The sequence below is a fragment of the Carboxylicivirga linearis genome (genome assembly GCF_018271995.1).
Classification (GTDB): Bacteria; Bacteroidota; Bacteroidia; order Bacteroidales; family Marinilabiliaceae; genus Carboxylicivirga; species Carboxylicivirga linearis.
The window spans coordinates 43,514-64,546 of record NZ_JAGUCO010000020.1; the positions used below are offsets into that span (position 1 = coordinate 43,514).

Below are 21,033 nucleotides of genomic sequence, written 5' to 3' on the forward strand. Positions count from 1 at the left end.
ATAAAGAACCGTTCTTTAATATTGTAAATTCTAATAACTAAAAGCGAAGCGTTCTAACTTCTAATAGCTATCAACTAAAATTACCATGCAAACATAGGCTTATCAGCCATCAATGCGTTTACTTTTTTACATACACCGGCAATTACTTCTTCGTTGTCGATATTGGAGATTACTTCGTCGATAAAATCAACAATGGTAACCATATCTGCTTCTTTTAAGCCACGTGATGTAATCGCAGAAGTACCAACGCGAATACCCGAAGTGGTAAACGGTGAACGACTATCGAATGGCACCATGTTTTTGTTGATGGTGATATCTGCTTTAACCAATGTGTTTTCAACCTGCTTACCTGTAATATCAGGGAATTTAGTTCTCAAGTCGATCAACATCAAATGGTTATCTGTTCCGCCCGAAATAATTTTATATCCTAGTTTGATAAACTGTTCGGCCATGGCCTGAGCATTCTTTTGAACCTGCTCGATGTAAACACCATAATCGTCAGATAAAGCTTCACCAAAAGCAACTGCTTTAGCTGCAATTACGTGCTCCAATGGTCCACCTTGTTGACCAGGGAAAACAGCAAAATCCAAAACAGCGCTCATCATCTTGGTTTCGCCCTTTGGAGTTTTAATACCGAATGGGTTTTCGTAATCTTTACCCATCAAAATCATACCACCGCGAGGTCCGCGAAGCGTTTTATGAGTAGTGGTTGTAACAATGTGGCAATGTTCAACCGGGTTATTCAATTTACCTTTGGCAATTAAACCAGCAGGGTGAGCCATGTCGCAAAGTAATAAAGCACCAATTTCATCAGCCAAACGACGCATACGGGCGTAATCCCACTCGCGCGAATAAGCTGATGCACCGGCAATAATCATTTTAGGTTTTTGCTCACGAGCCAATGTTTCCATCTCGTCGTAATCAACCAAACCAGTATCTTCTTTTACGTGGTACGAAATAGCGTGGTAAGTAACACCTGAAAAGTTAACAGGCGAACCATGTGTAAGGTGACCACCATGAGCCAAATCCAATCCCATAAAAGTATCACCTGGCTTCAAACAGGCAAAAAATACGGCAGCATTAGCTTGTGCCCCCGAGTGTGGTTGAACGTTGGCATACTCAGCTCCAAAAAGTTCGCAGGCACGGTCAATGGCCAGTTGCTCTGTTTGGTCTACTACCTGGCAGCCTCCGTAATAACGTTTGCCCGGATATCCTTCGGCGTATTTGTTGGTTAAACAAGAGCCTTGGGCTTCCATTACTTGTTCACTTACAAAGTTTTCGGAAGCAATTAATTCAATACCGTTTTTTTGACGATCATATTCTTTGTTGATCAGGTCAAAGATGACTGTATCTCTCTTCATTTGTTTGTAATTAGTTTTTAACCCATTCCAATTGGTTGATAAATAACCAATATTTGGAGCAATGGCCTATATGTTTTACTACTTATTCATCACGAGTCCACAAATTTACGGAACTAATTGATATAAAAAAGTAAAGCAGTTTATAAGTTTTATGGTATTTTAAAAATGAGAAAATACACAATTGATAAAACTCACATTTTTACTAGCTTTACATTTCAAACTTAAGTTTATGGATGCAAATAATGTTACTTTGTTTTTGGCTCAGAATAGCAGTCGTTTTCCGGTAGAGTCGTTGCCAATAATTAAGAAGAAGCTGGAAGAAATTGATGAGCAACGTTTTTTTCTGGCAAGCACACAAGAGTATCGCGATCCAATAGTTGTTTTAATCGTCTCTATCCTTTTTGGTAGTTTAGGCGTTGATCGATTTCTGATTGGTCAAACCGGATTAGGAGTTGCCAAGTTATTAACCTGTGGTGGTCTTCTTTTTTGGATGGTAGTGGACTGGTTTATTATAATGGATGCCGCAAGAGAAAGTAATTTAGAGAAATTCTTACGAGTTGTTTAATCGGAAGCGACGGTTTAGTATTGCTATAATTGGGGTGATTATACTCGGGTATGGTTACCTTCTTTTACCTTCTTTTCCCGATGCAAAAAACACTATCTGTGCTTTTAAAAAAATAACCACTATTCCATGTCCGGGTTGTGGAATGGGCCGCAGTACATGGTCTTTACTGCGCGGGCATGTTGCACAATCACTTTTTTATCATCCTTTGGGTATTGTTTTTAATCTTTTTATGATAGCTGCTGTTTTGCAGGCTGCGATTGATGTGTTTAAGAATGATGATAAGCTTATCCGAATACTGAAAAAGCCCTGGCCCACTTGGGGCATTATTTTGTTTGTGGTTGTAATTCTGTTAGTATGGGCACGAAATATCTGGGTAGGGTTGTAAGGATTTATGATGTAAAGATGTATGATGTTTATCTATGGATCTATTACTCTAAAAACCTTTTTACTTTTGCCTTTGCACTTTTACCTTGAGATTCTCTATTCATCTGAGAAGTGAATCAAAACACGACGATATACTGAGAAAATTTTTGATTTAGAAACAAATCCCAAATAACGACCGTTTTCAACTACCGGCAGGTTCCATGCACCCGTTTCCTCAAACTTCTTCATTACGTTATCCATGTTCTCGTCATGCTCAATGATGGCTGGAGGCATTTCCATTAATTCTTCAACCGTTGTTTCGTTGTATAAATCATGATTAAAGATGATACCACGTATTTCGGCCAGTAAAATAACACCCTGCAATTGATCAGCATGATCCACCACCGGAAAGATATTACGTTTTGATGATGATACTACTTTGGTAAAATCACCTAAGGTCATCTCAGGATAAACAGTTTTAAACTCAGTTTCTAAAACTTTATCCAAGCGCATCATGGTTAATACAGCCTTGTCTTTGTGGTGAGTAATTAATTCTCCTTTAGCAGCAAGACGTTTGGTATAGATTGAGTGTGGCTCGAAATACATGATGGTCAGATAGGCAATGGTTGAAGTGATCATCAAAGGTATAAATAAACCATAACCATTGGTAATTTCTGCAATCAGGAAGATAGCGGTTAAAGGAGCATGCATGACGCCAGCCATCAAGCCGGCCATACCTACAAGTGTAAAATGCGACGTAGGAAGATTTACGAAACCTAAGGTATTGGCTAATCGTGCAAAGAAATATCCGGTAACTCCGCCCATGAATAATGTTGGTGCAAAAATACCACCAATACCACCACTACCCGTTGTAACAGCCGTAGCAAATACTTTAAAAATAATTAGTAGTGCCAGAAAAACAAGTATTGTCCATATGTTATCATGAAAGGCATAGAAAAGACTCTCGTTAAGAACCTCGTTGCTGTTTCCATTTAATAGCTCTGTAATAGTATGATATCCTTCACCGTATAAAGGAGGAAATAAGAAAATAAGGAAACTTAATACAACACCTCCTGCTATCCATTTGGCAAAAGGGTTTTTTATCACTCCCAAATGTTTTTCAACCCACATTACTCCGCGGGTGAAATATAACGATACAAATCCTCCAATTATACCTAATCCAACATAGTAAGGTATGTTATTAAGAAGAAAAGGTGCTTCCAGTGCAAAGGTGAACTCAACTTCTTTACCCAAAAAGAAGTATGCAACTGTTGCTGATGTAACAGCTGAAATAAGAAGTGGCACTATGGAAGCCATGGTCAAATCCAGCATTAGTACTTCCAGAGTAAAAACCAATCCGGCAATAGGTGCTTTAAAGATACCAGCAATAGCACCGGCAGACCCACATCCAACTAACAGAACAATGGTTTTAGTATTCATCCTGAAGATTCTACCCAAAGTAGAACCAATAGAAGCACCGGTTAGTACAATTGGGGCCTCGGCTCCAACAGATCCTCCAAAACCAATAGTGAACGAACTGGTTAGAATAGAGGAGTAGTTGTTATGAGGTTTGATATGGCCGCCTCGTTTTGAAATGGCGTACAGAATTTTACTAACTCCATGCCCCAGGCCATCTTTAATTACGTATTTAACTATGATAATGGTAATCAATATACCTATAATCGGATATGCCAGGAATAGGTAATTCTGATGTGCTACCTTAAAATTGTGCGTTAAGAAGGTTTGAATAAAATGAATAGCATTTTTTAATATCACTGCAGCCAGCCCACTAAAAATACCCACCAATAAACTAAGAATTAAAATAAACTGTTTTTGATTGATATTCTTTACTCTCCAAACCAGAAATTGCCCTAATAATTGATTGACCTTCTTCATAATGGCCGCAAAAGTAATACAAATAAAGTGTAGTGCAATTAACTACAAAAAATTGTTGGCAATTTTATTAATCTAATAATAAGGTTTTAAGTTGGTTGAGACTTGTTATAAAGAATTAATCCATTTTGGGTTCTATCTCAGCCCAGTTTTCTTTACGTGCTATCCGGCTAACCTGCATTTCACTTACGCAAAATAGTTTGGCAATAAGGTTTTGCTTTACGCCTTTTTCAAGCATGCCCTTGATAACAGCAACATCATGAGTACTAAGCTTTGAACTTGTTACCACTTTCCCGGCTTTCTTACGCGCTTCCTGCAAAACTTTATGCATGCGTTTGTAGCTTTCTTCTTTGGTAACCCATTTAAGATTAGTGAAGTAATTGTTTTGTTTGTTCCAATCTAAATGGATAACCACATCCTGATCAGGACTTGTTTTATCAACAAAATATTCAGCGGTTAGCTTATGAACCAAATACGATTTCTTTTTTCCATTTACACGTAAACTAACATTGTAGAAGCCCTTTATATTACCCAACTTCACAATTCGTCCATTTTCTTTATCGTAGCAATAACTCTTTATCCGTCCGTAGTTACTTATTTCATATTTTTTGTCAGTGAACGTGAGTTGTTCCCATGACTCATCATCTATTTTACGAAGTTTGCGAGTGTTTTGTGTCGGTTTCATATATAGTATTAGGTTAGTGTTAGCCAATTAACTTATTTCGAGAAATGTCTAATAATTTAAAAGGCAGGGATTTTGAGAAATATTCCTGCTAACTGTTTATAAGTAACAGCAAAAGTATGAAAAAGCCTAAATCAATGCAATGTTATACTGTAGTTTAATACTGTTAAAAAAAGTTAAGCTTTTACTTATCTTTAACTGTTGCGTCCAATAATACTATAACGCGGTTTTATCCATTTTAATATCTTTGCCGATGAAAAAAATATAACATACTTAGAATTGATCGTGCTGATTTAGCTGTTTATCCATTTATAGATGGTTATGAGATTGAATTTAAGAAAGTAATGAGCGTGATTGTACAACATACTTCCATAAGGATGTTGAAGAGTTGAAGGATTGCTTGAGTAATGGAAAGAAATAGAATGAATAAGGCCATAAAAACAGGGAAAGAGAATTATTGGAGTTCAATAAAAGAATCGATATGGGCTTTGGCTCCCATGGAGGATGTTACGGATACTGTTTTTCGTGAGGTTGTTTTGCGTTTAAGTAAACCAGGGCATGTGCACTTGCTTTTTAGTGAATTTTTATCAACCGATGGATTTTGTCATCCGGTTGGAAAAGAAAAGGTTTTGCATCGCTTTCATATTAATCCGGAAGAACAGGAACTGGCCCGTAAGATGAATGTGAAGCTGGTAGCTCAGATTTGGGGAACTGATCCTGAAAAGTTTTATCAAACAGCTAAATATATTGCAGAGGAGACCGAATTTGACGGTATTGATATCAATATGGGCTGCCCGATGAAGAATATCATCAAAAAAGGTGCTTGTTCTGCCTTAATTAATACGCCGGATCTGGCACGCGAAATCATTACTGCAACCAAAGAAGCATCAGATTTGCCACTGAGTGTTAAAACACGAGTTGGTTTTAAGTCAGTAGTTACTGAATCGTGGATTAGTACTTTGCTTCAGTCAGAGATAGATGCACTGATTGTACATGGTCGAATTCAGAAAATGATGTCGGAAGGAGAAGCCAATTGGAATGAGATTGCAAAAGCTGTTCAGTTGCGTAATGAGATTAACCCTAAAATTAAACTTCTGGGTAATGGTGATGTGATGTCAGTTGCTGAGTCGGAACAAAAAGTAAAAGAGTTTGGTGTAGACGGAGTAATGGTGGGGCGCGGAATTTTCCATAATCCATGGATCTACCATCCGGGACATGAACCAGACATGGAAGAGCGTTTGAAGGCTTTGTTGCTGCATGCCAGATTATATTCCAAAACCTGGACGGGAGAAAAGAACTGGTCGATATTGAAACGATTCTTTAAAATATATACCAACAGTTTTAAAGGAGCGGCCCATTTACGAGCTCAATTAATGGAAACACATGGGGTTGATGAAGTAGAATCTATTGTGAAAGCTTTTAAAGAGGATGTGAAAAGACGTGAATAGGAAGCTGAAAAGGAATAGAATGCAATTGCTGCAAAAACTAATAGATTAAACAAAAAAGCATCCTGTCAAAAAGTCTATATTCTGACGGTCTATAATTCTTATTTTAGTAGGCTCCTGAGAACATCTTTAACTGATTTCTATAGGCGGTAAAGGCATTGGCCCGGGAAATAAAACCAAGGTATTTGCCTTTATCAATAACAGCAATATTAAAACGGCTCGATTTACGAAACATTTCAACCAGATCTTCCATTGAATCATCGGGACTGATATAATACTCGGGCATGTACATCAGATCTTTAACCATGGTTTTCTCATATAACTCTGGTTTAAAGATGATCTTTCTTACATCATCCATTTTAATCATACCATGCATTATTCCTTTGGAATCAACCACAGGAAAGAGGTTGCGATGGGCTTCGGAAACAACTTTTACTAAATCACCCAGACTGGCTTTCGGATGAATGGTGGCAAAATCTGTTTCAATCAGGTTTTTTACTTCCATCATGGTTAATACTGCCTGATCTTTGTCGTGAGTAAGCAGTTCCTTGCGCATGGCTAATAAGTGAGTGTAAACAGAGTGTTTTTCAAATGTTTTAGCTGTAGCAAAGGAGGCGGTTGCTGTTATCATCAGGGGCAAAAACATTTCATACCCGCCGGTTAAATCTGCAATTAGGAAAAGTCCGGTCAGAGGAGCTTGTAATACACCTGCAATTAGGCCTGCCATACCTATCAATGCAAAATTCTGAATGGGTAATTGATGAAAGCCCAATCGATTGACAATGTTAGCAAAGAGTAAACCCGTATTGGCTCCCATAAAAAGGGTTGGGGCAAAAATACCACCTACACCACCACTGCCAAATGTAAGCGAAGTAGCTACTACTTTTAAGGCAATAATAACTGCCAACAAAATAAACGCAGCCAAAATGCTATCAGACCAGCTTTGGAAAATGGTATTCTCAAAAATAAAATTAATATTGCCACTTAATGCACTGTTAATAACATCGTAACCTTCTCCGTATAAGGCAGGAAAAAAGAATAGCAAAACGCCCAATAAAGCACCTCCAACAGGTAATCGTATACGGTGTTTATCCAGGTTTTCAAACCATTTCTCCATAAATATGTAGATACGTGTAAAGTAGGATGAAACAAACCCGGCCACGATGCCTAACAAAACATAGTATACCAGATCTATCATTTCGTATGTGTGGGCTAATTCAAATGGGTAAACCACCTCTTGCCCCATGAAAATATAAGAAATGATAACGGCTGAAATAGAGGCCAGAAGAATAGGAACGATGGCTGCCAGAGTCAGATCAAGCATAATCACTTCCAGGGCAAAAACAATGGCTGCAATAGGTGCTTTAAAAATGGCTGACATGGCAGCAGCACACGCGCATCCCAATAAAAGTTTTATTTGTCGATAGTTAAGCCGAAATAGTTGCCCAACATTACTTCCAATAGCAGCACCGGTTGAAACAGTTGGTCCCTCTAATCCCACACTACCTCCAAAGCCAACTGTTAAAGCACTGGTTACAATGGATGAAAACATATTGTGGCGATTCATCTTTCCCTCATTTTTTGAAATGGCATACAAAACATTGGGAATACCATGTCGAACGGGACGCCTAATGACATATTTAATAAAAAGCACCGTAAGAAAAATACCTATGGTGGGTGAAATAAGAAAGATATAATCGTGGTCTTGTCCCAGAAAGCTATGAACAAAATGACTAATCCAGTGAACTGAATTTTTAATGGCCACGGCCGCAAAACCGGCCCCAACACCAACAATGATGCTTAGAATCATCATAAATTGACGATTGCTAACATGTCTAAGGCGCCAGATAAGAAATTGTTTGAACAGCGATTTTCTATCCATATGATCAGGATTCACAAGAGAAAGGTAATCAATTTTTAAAATTAGTGAATAAATAAACTTTTTTTATTTGAAGGTGTTTAAGATTGTGATGATAATTTTGAACAAACATAATTTAATGATGAACTGGTCGCAATTAATTAAGAATTTACTTTTATTGGCTTTTTTGCATTTGAGTGTCGTAAATATAAATGCTCAAACGGGTGTATTAAAAGGGCAAGTGCGCGACGCCTATACTAACAAGCCTATTCCTTTTGCTAGTGTTGTTATTTTTAACACCACCACCGGAACCATGACAGATACACTCGGGCGCTTTGAATTTAGAGATTTAGATCCCGGGTTTATTCGTTTACAGTTGTCGTCGCTGGGGTATAATTCTTTAATTACGGAAGAATACAATATATCACAGGTTAGGAATACCAGTGTTCAGATTAAACTGGAATCAGCCACAGAGTCGTTGGAAGAGATCAGAATTACAGCCTCTCCATATGCTGTAAGACCCGAGGCACCTGTGTCGCTTAGACGAATTGGTATTGACCAGATAGAAAAGAGTGCGGGAGCTAACAGAGATATTTCCAAAGTATTGCAGTCTTTTCCGGGGGTTGGTTCAGCCAGTACTTTTCGGAATGATTTATTTGTGAGGGGGGGTGGACCGTCAGAGAATCGTTTTTTTATTGATGGTATTGAAATCCCCAATATTAATCACTTTGCAACGCAGGGAGCCACAGGAGGACCCGTGGGTATTTTAAATGTTGATTTTATTCGTGAAGTAGATTTTTATTCCAGTGCTTTTCCTGCCGGTAAAGGCAATGCATTGAGTTCGGTTTTTGAATTCAAGCAAATTGATGTGGATGTAGATAAACCCACTTTTAAAGGAACGTTGGGAGCTTCAGAGATATCGTTAACAACATTAGCGCCATTGAGCGAGAAAACAGGATTGATTGCTTCGGTCCGACGATCGTATCTTCAGTTTTTGTTTGCTGCTCTGGATTTGCCTTTTTTACCAACGTTTACCGATTTTCAGTTTAAGACGGAGACGCGTATTGATGACAGAAACGAAATATCTTTTCTAGGAATTGGGGCTATCGATGTATTTGAGTTTAATGATGGAGCTTCGCCCACAGATGAAAATAAATACATTATCGGCTACTTGCCAGTTAATAATCAGTGGAACTATACACTAGGAACTTCCTACAAACACTACTTTGAGAATAGTTATTTATCGATGTTTTTAAGCCGAAACCATTTAAATAACGAGGCTATTAAATATGATGATAATATTGAAGAACCTGAGAACCTTAATTTGAATTATATCTCTGATGAGATAGAGAACAAATTCAGAACTGAATATACAGCACGTCCCAATCAGTGGACCTTAAACTTTGGAGCAGGAGCTGAGTATATAAATTATTACAACCGTACTTATAATCGAACTTTTATTGATGGGCAGCCATCAGAAATAAATTATAAGTCGGAATTAGACTTTGTAAAGTGGTCGGTTTTTGGTTCTGTTTCTCATCCTTTTTTCGATAATCGTCTGACATTATCGGGTGGTGTGAGAATGGATGCCAACAGTTATTCGAGCCAGATGAATAATTTATTGGATCAGTTGAGTCCACGTGCCTCGCTTTCATATATGATTTTACCAGAGTTTTATTTTAATGCCAATGTGGGCCGTTATTATCAGAATCCATCCTATACAACTATGGGGTATAGAAATACGGAAGGGGACTTAGTGAATAAGCAGAATGGCCTGACTTATATTTCGTCTGATCATTTTGTGGCAGGTCTGGAATTGCGCCCCAATGATCATAGTAGGATGACGCTGGAAGGTTTTTACAAATTGTATGATAAATATCCATTCTCGGTGAAGGATTCTATTTCTATGGCCAGTAAGGGAGGAGATTTTGGGGTAGTAGGTGATGAAGAAGTGACTTCAACCTCAAAAGGAAAGGCTTATGGTTTTGAGGCTTTGTACCGTACCAAAACTAATAAAGGATTGAATATGATTGCTGCCTATACCTATGTGAGAAGTGAGTTTACCGATTACAAAGGCGATTATATTGCTTCAGCCTGGGATAGCCGTCATTTATTTACTGTTACCGTTAATCAAACACTAAAACGCAACTGGAGTGTGGGCATGAAATGGCGTTATGTAGGTGGTTTGCCATATACTCCTTACGATGAAGATAAATCGTCGTTGAAAGTGGCATGGGATGCACAGTTTAGGCAATATCTGGATTATTCGCAATACAATACAAAGCGTTTAGAGGATTTTCATCAGTTGGATTTAAGGGTGGATAAAACCTATAACCTTAAAAGGATGACTTTGGGTTTTTATATCGATATTCAGAATGTATATAATAATCAATCAGCCCAAGCTCCTGAGCTGATTCAGCAATTGGATGATAATGGCGAGTCTATCGTTGTTAATCCTGATGCACCTTTGAATCAACAGCGCTATGCTATGCAGGAATTAAACGGCACCTCAGGAACCGTTTTACCAACCATTGGATTGTTGATAGAGTTTTAAACGCTAAGCAACTTATAAGAGCTGCTCAGTGTTTTTTATGTTCTGTCTCTGATAAAGAAAGCTTCATTTTTGAGGCTTGCGATGCTTATAAAATGGGAGTTTACTTTGGTAAATGACCAGTTTTAAAAGCGAGCATAACGAGAAAAATGGAGCTTGCTTGCAGAGACTACTTGTCTAAAAATCCTAATATACGCAACATATCCTCCACTTTCTGCTCGTCTTTAAACAGGTAATCGCGAAGCAAACCGTTTTCATCACGTTCAATCACCACATGTTTAGGTGCAGGAATCAAACAGTGTTTTAAACCACCATAGCCACTAATAGAGTCCTGGTAGGCACCGGTGTGGAAAAATCCCATATATAATGGTTCTTCGTCGGCGTTTTTAATCTTGGGTAAGAATACCTGTTGGTTTAGGTCTTCCGTATTGTAATAATCGGAGTGATCGCAGGTTATTCCACCAATATTAACTTTTGAGTATTCCTTATCCCAATTGTTAACCGGTAACAGAATAAATTTCTCGAAAATACTCCAGCTGTCCGGAATGGTTGTCATCAAACTGTTATCAATAATGTACCATAGCTCAGCATCATTCTGCTGTTTTACTTCCAATGTTTTAAAAATGATGGCGCCTGATTCTCCAACGGTATACCTTCCAAATTCAGTAAAGATATCCGGATCATCAATGCCTTCAGAGGTACATGTATCCTTTATGTTACGAACAATCTCGTTGATGATGTAATTGTAATCGTATTCAAAACCAAGATTGTTACGAATAGGTAAGCCACCACCAATATTGAAGGCGCTCAATGATTCACATTGTTTTTTTAGCTCAACATATAGGTTTAGTCCTTTTTGGAATAATCCCCAATAGTAAAGTGTATCTTTAATACCACTATCCACAAAGTAATGAAGCATGCGAAGCTTCACCTTTGGGTTGTCGGCAATTTTTTCTTTGTAAAAGTTCATAACGTCGGCCGGACGTATGCCCATTCGTGAAGTGTAATAAGCCGATTGAGGCTCTTCGTCAATGGCCATACGAATACCTACCTGAATGGTTCCACTTTCAATAAGGGGTAGCAAGCGGTCTAACTCATGAAGGCTATCCAGTACTACAATCAGGTTTTTAAATCCGGCATTGTGTAATTGAGCAATCTTTTGCAGATAACCATCTGTTTTATGACCGTTCTGTACTAGTTTAATATTCTTGGTAATCAGTCCTTCTTCGTGAAGCTTTAAAATAATGTCTAAGTCGTAACTTGATGAAGTTTCTAAACTAACACCGTATTTTAATACTTCTTTAATGATGAAACTAAAGTGACTACTTTTTGTGCAATAGCAATAATTGTATTTTCCTTTGTAACCATTGGCTTTAATGGACTTACTAAACAGGTTTTTAACCCGTTTTATCTGTTCGCCTATACGCGGTAAGTATGAAATTTTAAGTGGTGTACCATACTTATCAATCATGTGTTTTAACGACACATTATTAAAATATAAATTCCCGTTTTCGATATCAAAACCCGGTTGAGGGAAATAGTAAGTTTGGTCGATCAATTCGAAATACGATTGCTTCATTTTTGCAGGTCTAAAATTATTGCTACAACATTAAAAAATGATTTTACTAAGCTTAAAAAAGTTCGGCAAAAATATAAATAGTTGCCAATTATTTTTCTTGAAGATAGAAATTTATTCAATTATAAATGAAATTTTATTCGACTGCAATAATGGTCTGTAACGCAGTGTTTGTAAATGATGTGTCGGGGTATTAAAAAAGCGGAGGTAAGGGCCTCCGCTTTGTGCAATTTGTATAAATGAGGGTATTATTTTTTCAACTGTTCATCTAAAAAGCGGAAGAATTCGCGTTGCCATAAAATACCGTTCTGACATGAAAGTACCCAATGGTTTTCTTCGGGGAAATACAAGAAACGAGCTGGAATATCCAGCATACGAGCTGTATTAAAGGCTGCCATTCCCTGAGTATAAGGAATACGGAAGTCTTTGGCACCATGGATAACCAATATCGGAGTATCCCAGTTTTGAACAAACTTGTGCGGCGAATTAGCATAGCTTTTCATAGCAGCTCTGTTGCTCTTATCCCAATAGTTACCTTTGTTATCCCAGTTCACAAAAAACATCTCTTCAGTAATGCTGTACATCTGTTCAAGGTTGAAGATACCGCAATGAGAGATAAGCGCACTGAATCGTTTATTATGGTGACCAGCCAGCCAGTAAATTGAGAAACCTCCATAGCTGGCACCTACAGCGCCCAGGTTATCGTTATCCACAAATGGTTCTTTGGCCACTTCATCAATAGCTGTAAGGTAATCTTTCATATTCTGACCACCGTAATCGCCACTAATTTGTTCGTTCCATTCTTGTCCGAAACCAGGTAAGCCTCTACGGTTAGGCGCTACAATAATATAATCGTTAGCGGCCATCATCTGAAAGTTCCAGCGTGTACTCCAGAATTGACTAACCATACTTTGTGGACCGCCCTGACAATATAATAAAGTCGGATATTTCTTATTCGGATCAAAGTTAGGAGGATAAATCACCCAGGTAAGCATCTCTTTGTTGTCGGTGGTTTTGATCCAACGTTTTTCAACTTTACCCATCTTCAATTGAGCAAGAAGAGGATCGTTTACTTTAGAAATATTTTCTCCTTTACCCGATGCTGGATCAACCGAAATAATTTCTGTTGGATATTGCATTGAGGTACGCGTAGCAATCAATTTGTCTCCGGCAGGCTCAACTGAGTTGTAGTTGTGAATACCATCAGTAACTTTTGAGTATGAAGCATCGGCCAGATTAAATTTATAGATTTCTTTCGATCCTTTATCATCAGAGGTAAACCAAATGGTGTTGCCATCCTTACTCCAGGTAAGGCCGTGTACATTAAAATCGATTTCTTTGCTATAATCTGTTTTAGTACCAGTTGCCAAATCCATCACAAACAAACGGTTTTTGTCGGCTTCGTACCCATCGCGTTCCATGCTTTCCCAGGCCATTAGCTTACCATCGGGCGAAAACGTAGGAGCAATGTCGTACCCCATCATGCCTTCGGTAAGATTTTGGGTTGATTTATCTTTAATCGAATACAGATAAATGTCGCTGTTAGTAGAGAAAGCTGATGCTTTACCTTCAAGTTTTTTACAGGTATAAGCAATGTTTTTACCGTCGGGAGTGAAGCTGACTTGCTCCATGCCACCCCATGGCTTCAACGGAGCGTGGTATTTTTCGCCTTCCATAATATCGGTAGCTGTTCCTACTGTTGAACCATTAGCATAATCAATATAAAATACATGGCTGTATTTAAAATCGTGCCAGTGATCCCAGTGGCGATACATTAAGTCATCTTCAATGCGAGCATCGGCTTTAGGAAGATCGGGGTATAAATCATGAATGGTTTTATCCAGCTTTACACTTTGAGTAAAAAGGATTTTGTCCATAGTAGGTGCATATTTATATCCTTCAATACCGCCTTCAATTTTAGTTACTTTTACCGGGTTTGATCCATCAGGATTCATTTCCCAAAGTTGTACATCACCTGATTTAGCCGATAAATAAGCTATTTTTTTACCATCAGGGCGCCAGCTTACTTCAAACTCATTATCGTATGTTGAGGTGATTTGCGTAAACTCGCCTCCTTTGGCGGGCATGGTGTAAATATCGGTATAGGTTCTGTTTTCTTCAATTTTGGTGTATGATACAGTGAAAACAACAGTATTACCATCAGGCGAAACCGAAACGTTACCTACCCGGCCAAACGACCACAATACTTCGGGGGTCATTATTTCGCTTTCAACTTTTAAGTCTCTGTTGGTAAAGGTTGGTTTTTCGGGTTTCTTTGATCCGCTACACGCCGACAATAAACCCAAAAGTCCCAGTAAAAAGGTGTACTTCTTCATCTTATATGTGTTTTGTTTATTCTTAAAATCAAGGTTGTTATGATGAATCAATTGGTTGTTTTATTCTTTGACGAATATAAGCTATAAAAATAACATCTTTCGATACAATAGGTTGTGAGAATTGTCATGGTACAGATTTTTGTAGCCTTTTTATGGTGATACCCCTGTGAAAGTTGATCTGATAGATAGGAAGATGATACTATAAGGTATTGACACTGCCGAAAGGAGAACGATAACTTAAAGCAATAGCATCTTGTTGCATAACAATGTTATCTCGAAATTGCAAATTAAGTTACCTGAGTTAAACAATATCATCTCGTGATGTAGCAATGGCAACTTTATCTAAAGCAATGGCATGTTGATGTATAACAATGTCATCTCGAGATTGCAAAATAAGATCTTGGACTAAAACAATATCATCTCGTAATGTAACAATGGCAACTTTAACTAAAGCAATAACATGTTGATGTATAACAATGTCATCTTGGGATTACAATTTAAGCTCTCTGAGCCAAACAATGCTATCTCGAGATAGCAAATTAGTAAAGTGTTGCAGGATTTAAACAGATCTTCTTTCCAATAATTGGTATCAACTTCAGGTTTTATAAAGAGTGTGATTGCTGTATTGTATATTACAGAATAAGATTTTGATGTATTAGAATTAATATATACATAAAAATAGCAATAAACGTTGTTGCGTACTAGTAGTAAAACTAAACTATATATTTTGTTTATATATATGTGTAAAAATAAATAAATGTAAGATGTAGATATATAAAGAGATGCGTAGGTAAAAATAGGGTTTGGATGATATGTTAAGGATAATATATTTTTGATTTGTAATTAATTATTATTAACATCAAGATGTAATTATTTAACAGTTGCAAATCTAACTATTCAGTATTATGACAGAAATTCAGTTAAATCAAAAAGAAATGTTTGGCTCAGTATTGAGTTATTTGAATTTACGCTCTTCGGTATGGAGTGTAATCCCTAAAATTGGTGTTATTAAAAACGAGTTTGAAGAGCTGGTTGCGTCTATTGGTGCAAAAGTTATAGACCAGGATAAGGCAAAAACCTATTTAGGTATGGAGAAAAATCAGCTTAAACGTTTGATAGCTGAAAAGGCAGATGTTTTAAACGATCAGGTGGAAGCTTTTGCCATAATAGAAAGTAAGGCTGAGTTGGCATTGCGTATGAATCAGTCAATGACAGATTTGTATCGGTTAAAAAACGAAATGTTTGTTGATAAGGTAACTGAAATATTGGAAAAATCAGAGAATAATATAGATGCACTAAGTGGAGGATATGGTGTTACAGCCGATCAGCTAGTTGATATAGATGGAGATTTGGATAATTTTAAAGAGCTGAACGGGATGCCCCGAAAATACAAGATTGACTCGGTAATAGCAACTAAAGATCTGGAAGTTTTATTTGCCGATACCAATGCTTTGCTGAATAATAAACTGGATAAACTGATGAAAATATTTAAACATCGCGATGCCAGCTTTTATAACGGTTATTTGGCTGCCCGAAGGATTGTGAATAATTGATTTTTTCCATAATGAGGAGTGTGCTTTTTAGGCTAATGATATCTGGAAAGCACGCTCATTAACTACCTAATAGAAATAAAAAGCAATTTACCTACAAGTGTGTTAGGCCAACAAGGTTGCATAATCTCCAAGTTCAATTAAATCATCATATTAATTAAAAATCTATGAAAATGAAACTTACTATTAAGTATTTAATTTTACTATTTACCATCGTACTATTGTCGAGTACATCCATTGTAAAAGCACAGAAGTGCAATTATACCCATGAAAAAGTAGACGAATTCTCAGGAGAAGTAGAAAGAAGGATACTAAAGAAACACAATTTCTTTTTTCAATTTGCTTTTTACCGATTAGGAGACGATTTCAGGCTCGAATCGTACGTAAATATTCCAGGCGACCAGGCTTTTTTAATTCCAGAAGGGAGTAAGTTAAGTTTGAAATTAGGAGATAAATCTGTCATGGAACTAACATCTGTTAAAAATGCGACACCTCAATCATTTGTGTCTAATAGTCAAATATACTCAGGCTTTGCAATGACTTACCCGATAACAAAGGAACAGTTGATGCAAATTGAAGAAGTGGGTATCAAATTTATTAGAACTTATTTGAAAGATGAATCATATTACGACATGGATTTAAAAAAGAAAAAAATAGAAAATACTAAGGATTACGCCAGATGCATTCTTTTAAACTAAAAGGTCAGACGTCTGGATTGTTGTAGGATATTTCTATCACAATAGCTCGCACTATATAACATTTTACTTACAAATTATTTAAACTATGAAAAAAAATTCGTTAGTAGTTTTAATGGCTACAATCCTAATCTCAACATTCTTTTCTTCATGCTCCAAGAGTGACGACATGAAAGGAAAAGAAATTATTGGTGCATGGGAGTTGGTTACAGAAACCGTATCATGGGGACGTACAGTTACTACCACTGAACTTATGGTATTTAATGCCGACGAAACCGGTTCTATGACAACCTATATAGATGGTGGTTGGGGAGGTGCATCGTCAGAAGCATATAACTTTACATATACTTTTGATGGAACCAGTCTTTTTATTGATGCCGAAGACTTTAGCAGAACAACAGATGCTTTTGTAGAGGACGGAGTATTGACTATTGAGGTCAATGTTAATGGCGAAACTTTCCAGAGAGAATATACAAAGATTACAAAAGAAGAGCTGGAGCAGAGAGAGGAAGAAAGAAAACAGCAAGAAGAGGAGCAGGAAGAAGAGGAAGAAGAGGACGAAACTCAGGTAATAATTGAACAATTAATAGGCGAATGGATTTGGTCGGTAGAGGTAACTGATCCAACTGCAGGGTACGACCTGTATAACGACATAATTATATTCTATGAAGACAAAACCGGTGTATATAGAGAACAGTGGTTATTGGACGGGGAGTATGTACAGAACATAACAACTGAATTTGAGTTTGATGTAGAAGGCGATATCCTAAAATTAGATTTTGATGGGGCTGTTTATGAATATCAGGTAGCAGTAGATGGAAATGAATTAACCTTAACAGTGCCATCAGATGGTGTTTCAAATACATATACAAGGACTGAGTAGTTGGAGCTGTGGTTGATATTTCTAGCGCGAGTTATAAATTCGCGCTATTATTTTATTAAAGAGCCAATGAATGGGAGTAAAGGATAAATAGTTTTATTCGCATCCTGACAGCTTTTCTGGTATCCTTTAACTCTAGCGGGCGATATAATACCGCAAAAAGCGTTGCAAAAAGAAAAATTAGCAAGCAAAGGTAAATAAAATTAGAAATATATCGTTATGTAAATAAAGTGACATGCAGTAAGTATTAAATGTATGTCAATTAAATATGTATAATAAATAATAAAAACCAAACCTTTATGAAACGAATTTTATTTGTTTATGTAGTTTTTAGTATGATTTTAATTTCATGCTCCTCTGATGATGATGTAAACCCAGTTATGATTAAAGAGGATATAAAATTTGAAGTTGTCTCAACTGGAAACAAAGCTGGTGTTATCTACAGAACTTTTAATACTGAAACAGAAGTAGACAGTGTTGATAGTTTTCCTTATAGGTATACATACCTCCAAAAAGAAATTGTACCGGATGATCTTTTAAAGTTGGTATTTGTACCTGAAGGATTTCATTCAGAATTAGAAGAAGATCCGTTATGGACAGATTATAAAGTAGAGTTAAAAATTATAGTTGGATATAAAGTTGTGGAAGAAATGATATTTCCAATTACTAAAGAAACTGACTTTGTACAATTGGAACATTATTTTATTAAAACAGGACCCAACAAGATGGAATAAAGCATGGCTCGTTTATTTAATCCTGATAACTCATCTGGTATTCTTTAATTCTAGCGGGCGATATAATACCACAAAAAGCGTTGCAAAAGGAAAAAGTAGCAAACGTTTTTAAATGAAATTAGAAATATATCGTTATGTAAATAAAGTGGCATACAGTAAGTATTAAATGTATGTCAATTAAGTATGTATAATAAAAAACAAAACCTAACCTTTATGAAACGAATGTTATTTGTTGGAATTCTCTTAGCTATGAGTATCTGTAGTGGAATTTCACAGATTCAAAAGAAAACCTTTTTGATTGGCGGTTATGCTGATATTGAGATTAATAAGTATGATTCGGAATTTAGTTTTAATCCAAACTCTGCCATTTTTTTAACAGACAAGCTGTGTTTAGGGATTTCCCTGCCTCTAGAATATACTTCAGAAAAGCTATATTGGGATTTTACTCCGTTTGGTAGGTATTATTTATCACCTGCGGAATCAAGTAGTGTATACTTTTCTGGTTTTGTGGGTTTAAAAAACATCCTGGAATTAGGAAGTGCATTAACAGACAAAAAAATGGGTTTGGGAATTGGCCATGTTTGGTTTTTAAATCAAAGTATTGGACTTGAAGCTGAATTGCAAGGTAATACCGATTTTAGAAATGTTGGTTTAGGTATGTATGTAGGATTTCAGATCTATTTCAACAGGTCAAATGATTAATTTCTTATTGCGATAAAAAAATGGCTTGATTGGTTCTTCTTTTTTCTGTTGTAGGGTTAGTTCAAATGGACGATAAAATGCTGCAACATGGTCGAACGAAGGTTGTAAATTTATTATTAGACCAATGTTTGTATGTAGTAGTATAAACAAAAGGTATAAAAAAGAGGCATCGTTTCCGGTGCCTCTTTGTAATATATTAACGTCTTTTGTTTCTACGTTTCGAAGGTTTTGGGGTTGCTACCTCAAGGCTTACCTTCTTGCCTTTTACTTTAGCTGAGCTTAGCTTTTTAATAACTTCTTGCTCGTATTCCTTATCAACCTCAATAAAAGAGAAGTTGCGAAGTAATTCAATCTTACCAACTTTAACAGTAGTACCTTTTATTTTACTGTTAATTAAGCCGATAATGTCACCAGAGGTAATTTTATCTGTTTTACCCAGATTGACAAATAAACGACTAAACGCCACATTTGAATTTCTTCTGCTTTTAGCTTCTTTGTATACGTTCAAGTCTGGCGCATCTTTATAATACTCCATAAAGCGGTTGAATTCGGCAGCCACAAACTGAGTGATCAGTTGCTCGCGTTCCATGGTAGCCAGCTTCTCGTATACAGCCGGCATTAAAGTCTTAACCGGAGAATCTTCTTCCAATTCAGTATTGCCTACTCTTTCTAAGAAGTGGAATAACTGTTTTTCACATATTTCTTCCGATTTAGGAACCCACTTGCGCTCGAAGGTCTTCTTGGCAATTTTTTCAATAGCCTTAATACGGTGCATCTCTCTAGCATGGATAATAGCAACCGAAACACCTTTCTTTCCTGCGCGTCCGGTACGTCCGCTTCGGTGAATGTACACTTCAATATCATCCGGCAAGTTATAGTTAATAACGTGCGTAAGGTCGTTTACGTCAATACCACGGGCAGCCACATCGGTTGCCACTAAAAGCTGAAGGTGTTTCTTGCGGAAACGGTGCATCACCAAGTCACGCTGAGCCTGAGATAAATCTCCATGGATGGCATCCGCATTGTAACCATCGGCCATCAGGCTATCTGCAATATCTTTGGTTTCCTGACGGGTACGACAAAAAACAATACCGTATACATCAGGGGTTACATCCACAATACGTTTCAATGCTTTATAGCGATCGCTGGCATGAACCATATAATAATGGTGCTCAACATTAGATGAACCTGAATTTTTAGTACCTACACTAATCTCAACAGGCTCTTGCATGTATTTTTTCGACATACGAGCAATGTCAGGTGGCATGGTAGCTGAGAATAATAAGGTCTGGCGCCATTCTGGTGTTTGAGCCATAATGCTTTCAAGGTCATCTTTAAAACCCATGTTTAGCATCTCATCAGCTTCATCTAAAATTAACCAACGAACATCGCCTAATTCAATGGCTTTGCGGTTGATAAGGTCGTTCATACGACCAGGTGTTCCAACTACAATGTGCGAACCTTTCTTCAGTGCTCTAATTTGCGTTCTGATTTCAGTTCCACCATACACAGGAGTTATAAATAAATCCTTGTAGTATTTAGCGTAGTTATTTAAGTCTTTGGTAATTTGCAGGCATAATTCGCGCGTGGGGCAAAGTATTAAGGCCTGAACTCTTTTTTCTTCAGTAACAACTTGTGGTATTACGGGTAATCCAAAGGCTCCTGTTTTTCCGGTTCCAGTCTGGGCTAAAGCAATAAGGTCGTTACCGTAATTTAAAATCTCAGGAATAGTTTTACTTTGAATAGGGGTAGGTGTTTCGTATCCAAGCTCACCAATAGCTTTCAGAACTTCCTCGGGAAGTCCGCTTTCTTTAAATGTTTGCATAAATAATTCTTTATCCA

16 protein-coding genes are annotated in these 21,033 nt (G+C 37.1%); 9 read left to right on the top strand and 7 right to left on the bottom strand.

Translation table 11 applies throughout. From position 1 onward, the window contains the following. Positions 1-80: 80 nt before the first annotated feature. A complete protein-coding gene (gene glyA / locus KEM10_RS18350) occupies positions 81-1,361 on the bottom strand; it encodes a serine hydroxymethyltransferase (protein WP_212217730.1) in 1,281 nt (426 codons plus the stop codon). Positions 1,362-1,590: 229 nt separating this feature from the next. Here glyA and KEM10_RS18355 point away from each other — a divergent pair, with 229 nt between their 5' ends. Continuing rightward, a complete protein-coding gene (locus tag KEM10_RS18355; protein ID WP_212217733.1) occupies positions 1,591-1,926 on the top strand; it encodes a TM2 domain-containing protein in 336 nt (111 codons plus the stop codon). Next, entirely contained in the window at positions 1,919-2,311 is a 393-nt protein-coding gene (locus KEM10_RS18360) for a DUF2752 domain-containing protein (RefSeq protein WP_212217736.1), read from the top strand. Before KEM10_RS18355 ends, KEM10_RS18360 begins: the two co-directional genes overlap by 8 nt. Positions 2,312-2,406: 95 nt before the next feature. Here KEM10_RS18360 and KEM10_RS18365 read toward each other — a convergent pair whose 3' ends face one another. Together KEM10_RS18365 and KEM10_RS18370 are read right to left on the bottom strand one after the other, a co-directional pair. Beyond that, positions 2,407-4,185, bottom strand: a complete 1,779-nt coding sequence (locus tag KEM10_RS18365) for a chloride channel protein (protein ID WP_212217739.1) — start codon at positions 4,183-4,185, stop codon at positions 2,407-2,409. Between the two features lie 115 nt (positions 4,186-4,300). Then, positions 4,301-4,867, bottom strand: a complete 567-nt coding sequence (locus KEM10_RS18370) for an NUMOD4 domain-containing protein (protein WP_212217742.1) — start codon at positions 4,865-4,867, stop codon at positions 4,301-4,303. Between the two features lie 419 nt (positions 4,868-5,286). Between KEM10_RS18370 and KEM10_RS18375 the strand changes: the two genes are divergently transcribed. Beyond that, complete coding sequence (locus KEM10_RS18375) at positions 5,287-6,312, top strand: tRNA dihydrouridine synthase (RefSeq protein WP_212217745.1); 1,026 nt, start codon at positions 5,287-5,289, stop codon at positions 6,310-6,312. Positions 6,313-6,415: 103 nt separating this feature from the next. Here the strand turns inward: KEM10_RS18375 and KEM10_RS18380 are convergent, their stop codons facing one another. Continuing rightward, positions 6,416-8,191, bottom strand: coding sequence for a chloride channel protein (locus KEM10_RS18380; RefSeq protein WP_212217749.1), 1,776 nt, complete (start codon positions 8,189-8,191; stop codon positions 6,416-6,418). Positions 8,192-8,306: 115 nt separating this feature from the next. On the opposite strand from KEM10_RS18380, the gene KEM10_RS18385 reads away from it, so the two are divergent. After that, a complete protein-coding gene (locus KEM10_RS18385; protein WP_244825999.1) occupies positions 8,307-10,721 on the top strand; it encodes a TonB-dependent receptor in 2,415 nt (804 codons plus the stop codon). A 166-nt stretch (positions 10,722-10,887) separates the two neighbouring features. On the opposite strand, the gene KEM10_RS18390 is transcribed toward KEM10_RS18385, so the two are convergent. After that, complete coding sequence (locus tag KEM10_RS18390; protein ID WP_212217752.1) at positions 10,888-12,297, bottom strand: type III PLP-dependent enzyme domain-containing protein; 1,410 nt, start codon at positions 12,295-12,297, stop codon at positions 10,888-10,890. Between the two features lie 245 nt (positions 12,298-12,542). Beyond that, on the bottom strand, positions 12,543-14,630 hold the full coding sequence (locus KEM10_RS18395; RefSeq protein WP_212217755.1) for a S9 family peptidase: 2,088 nt from the start codon (positions 14,628-14,630) through the stop codon (positions 12,543-12,545). 905 nt (positions 14,631-15,535) lie between these two features. Here KEM10_RS18395 and KEM10_RS18400 point away from each other — a divergent pair. The 5 genes from KEM10_RS18400 (at position 15,536) to KEM10_RS18420 (ending at position 19,191) form a co-directional block, all read left to right on the top strand. Continuing rightward, positions 15,536-16,183, top strand: a complete 648-nt coding sequence (locus KEM10_RS18400; protein ID WP_212217758.1) for a hypothetical protein — start codon at positions 15,536-15,538, stop codon at positions 16,181-16,183. Between the two features lie 164 nt (positions 16,184-16,347). After that, entirely contained in the window at positions 16,348-16,878 is a 531-nt protein-coding gene (locus KEM10_RS18405; RefSeq protein WP_212217761.1) for a hypothetical protein, read from the top strand. An 85-nt stretch (positions 16,879-16,963) separates the two neighbouring features. Beyond that, positions 16,964-17,758 carry a hypothetical protein gene (locus tag KEM10_RS18410; protein ID WP_212217764.1) on the top strand — a complete coding sequence of 265 codons (795 nt, stop codon included), beginning with the start codon at positions 16,964-16,966 and terminating at the stop codon, positions 17,756-17,758. Positions 17,759-18,054: 296 nt separating this feature from the next. Further along, positions 18,055-18,489 carry a hypothetical protein gene (locus tag KEM10_RS18415; RefSeq protein WP_212217767.1) on the top strand — a complete coding sequence of 145 codons (435 nt, stop codon included), beginning with the start codon at positions 18,055-18,057 and terminating at the stop codon, positions 18,487-18,489. A gap of 213 nt (positions 18,490-18,702) precedes the next feature. Beyond that, complete coding sequence (locus tag KEM10_RS18420; RefSeq protein ID WP_212217770.1) at positions 18,703-19,191, top strand: hypothetical protein; 489 nt, start codon at positions 18,703-18,705, stop codon at positions 19,189-19,191. Between the two features lie 196 nt (positions 19,192-19,387). Here KEM10_RS18420 and KEM10_RS18425 read toward each other — a convergent pair whose 3' ends face one another. Next, a complete protein-coding gene (locus KEM10_RS18425) occupies positions 19,388-21,016 on the bottom strand; it encodes a DEAD/DEAH box helicase (RefSeq protein ID WP_212217773.1) in 1,629 nt (542 codons plus the stop codon). Positions 21,017-21,033: the final 17 nt, after the last annotated feature.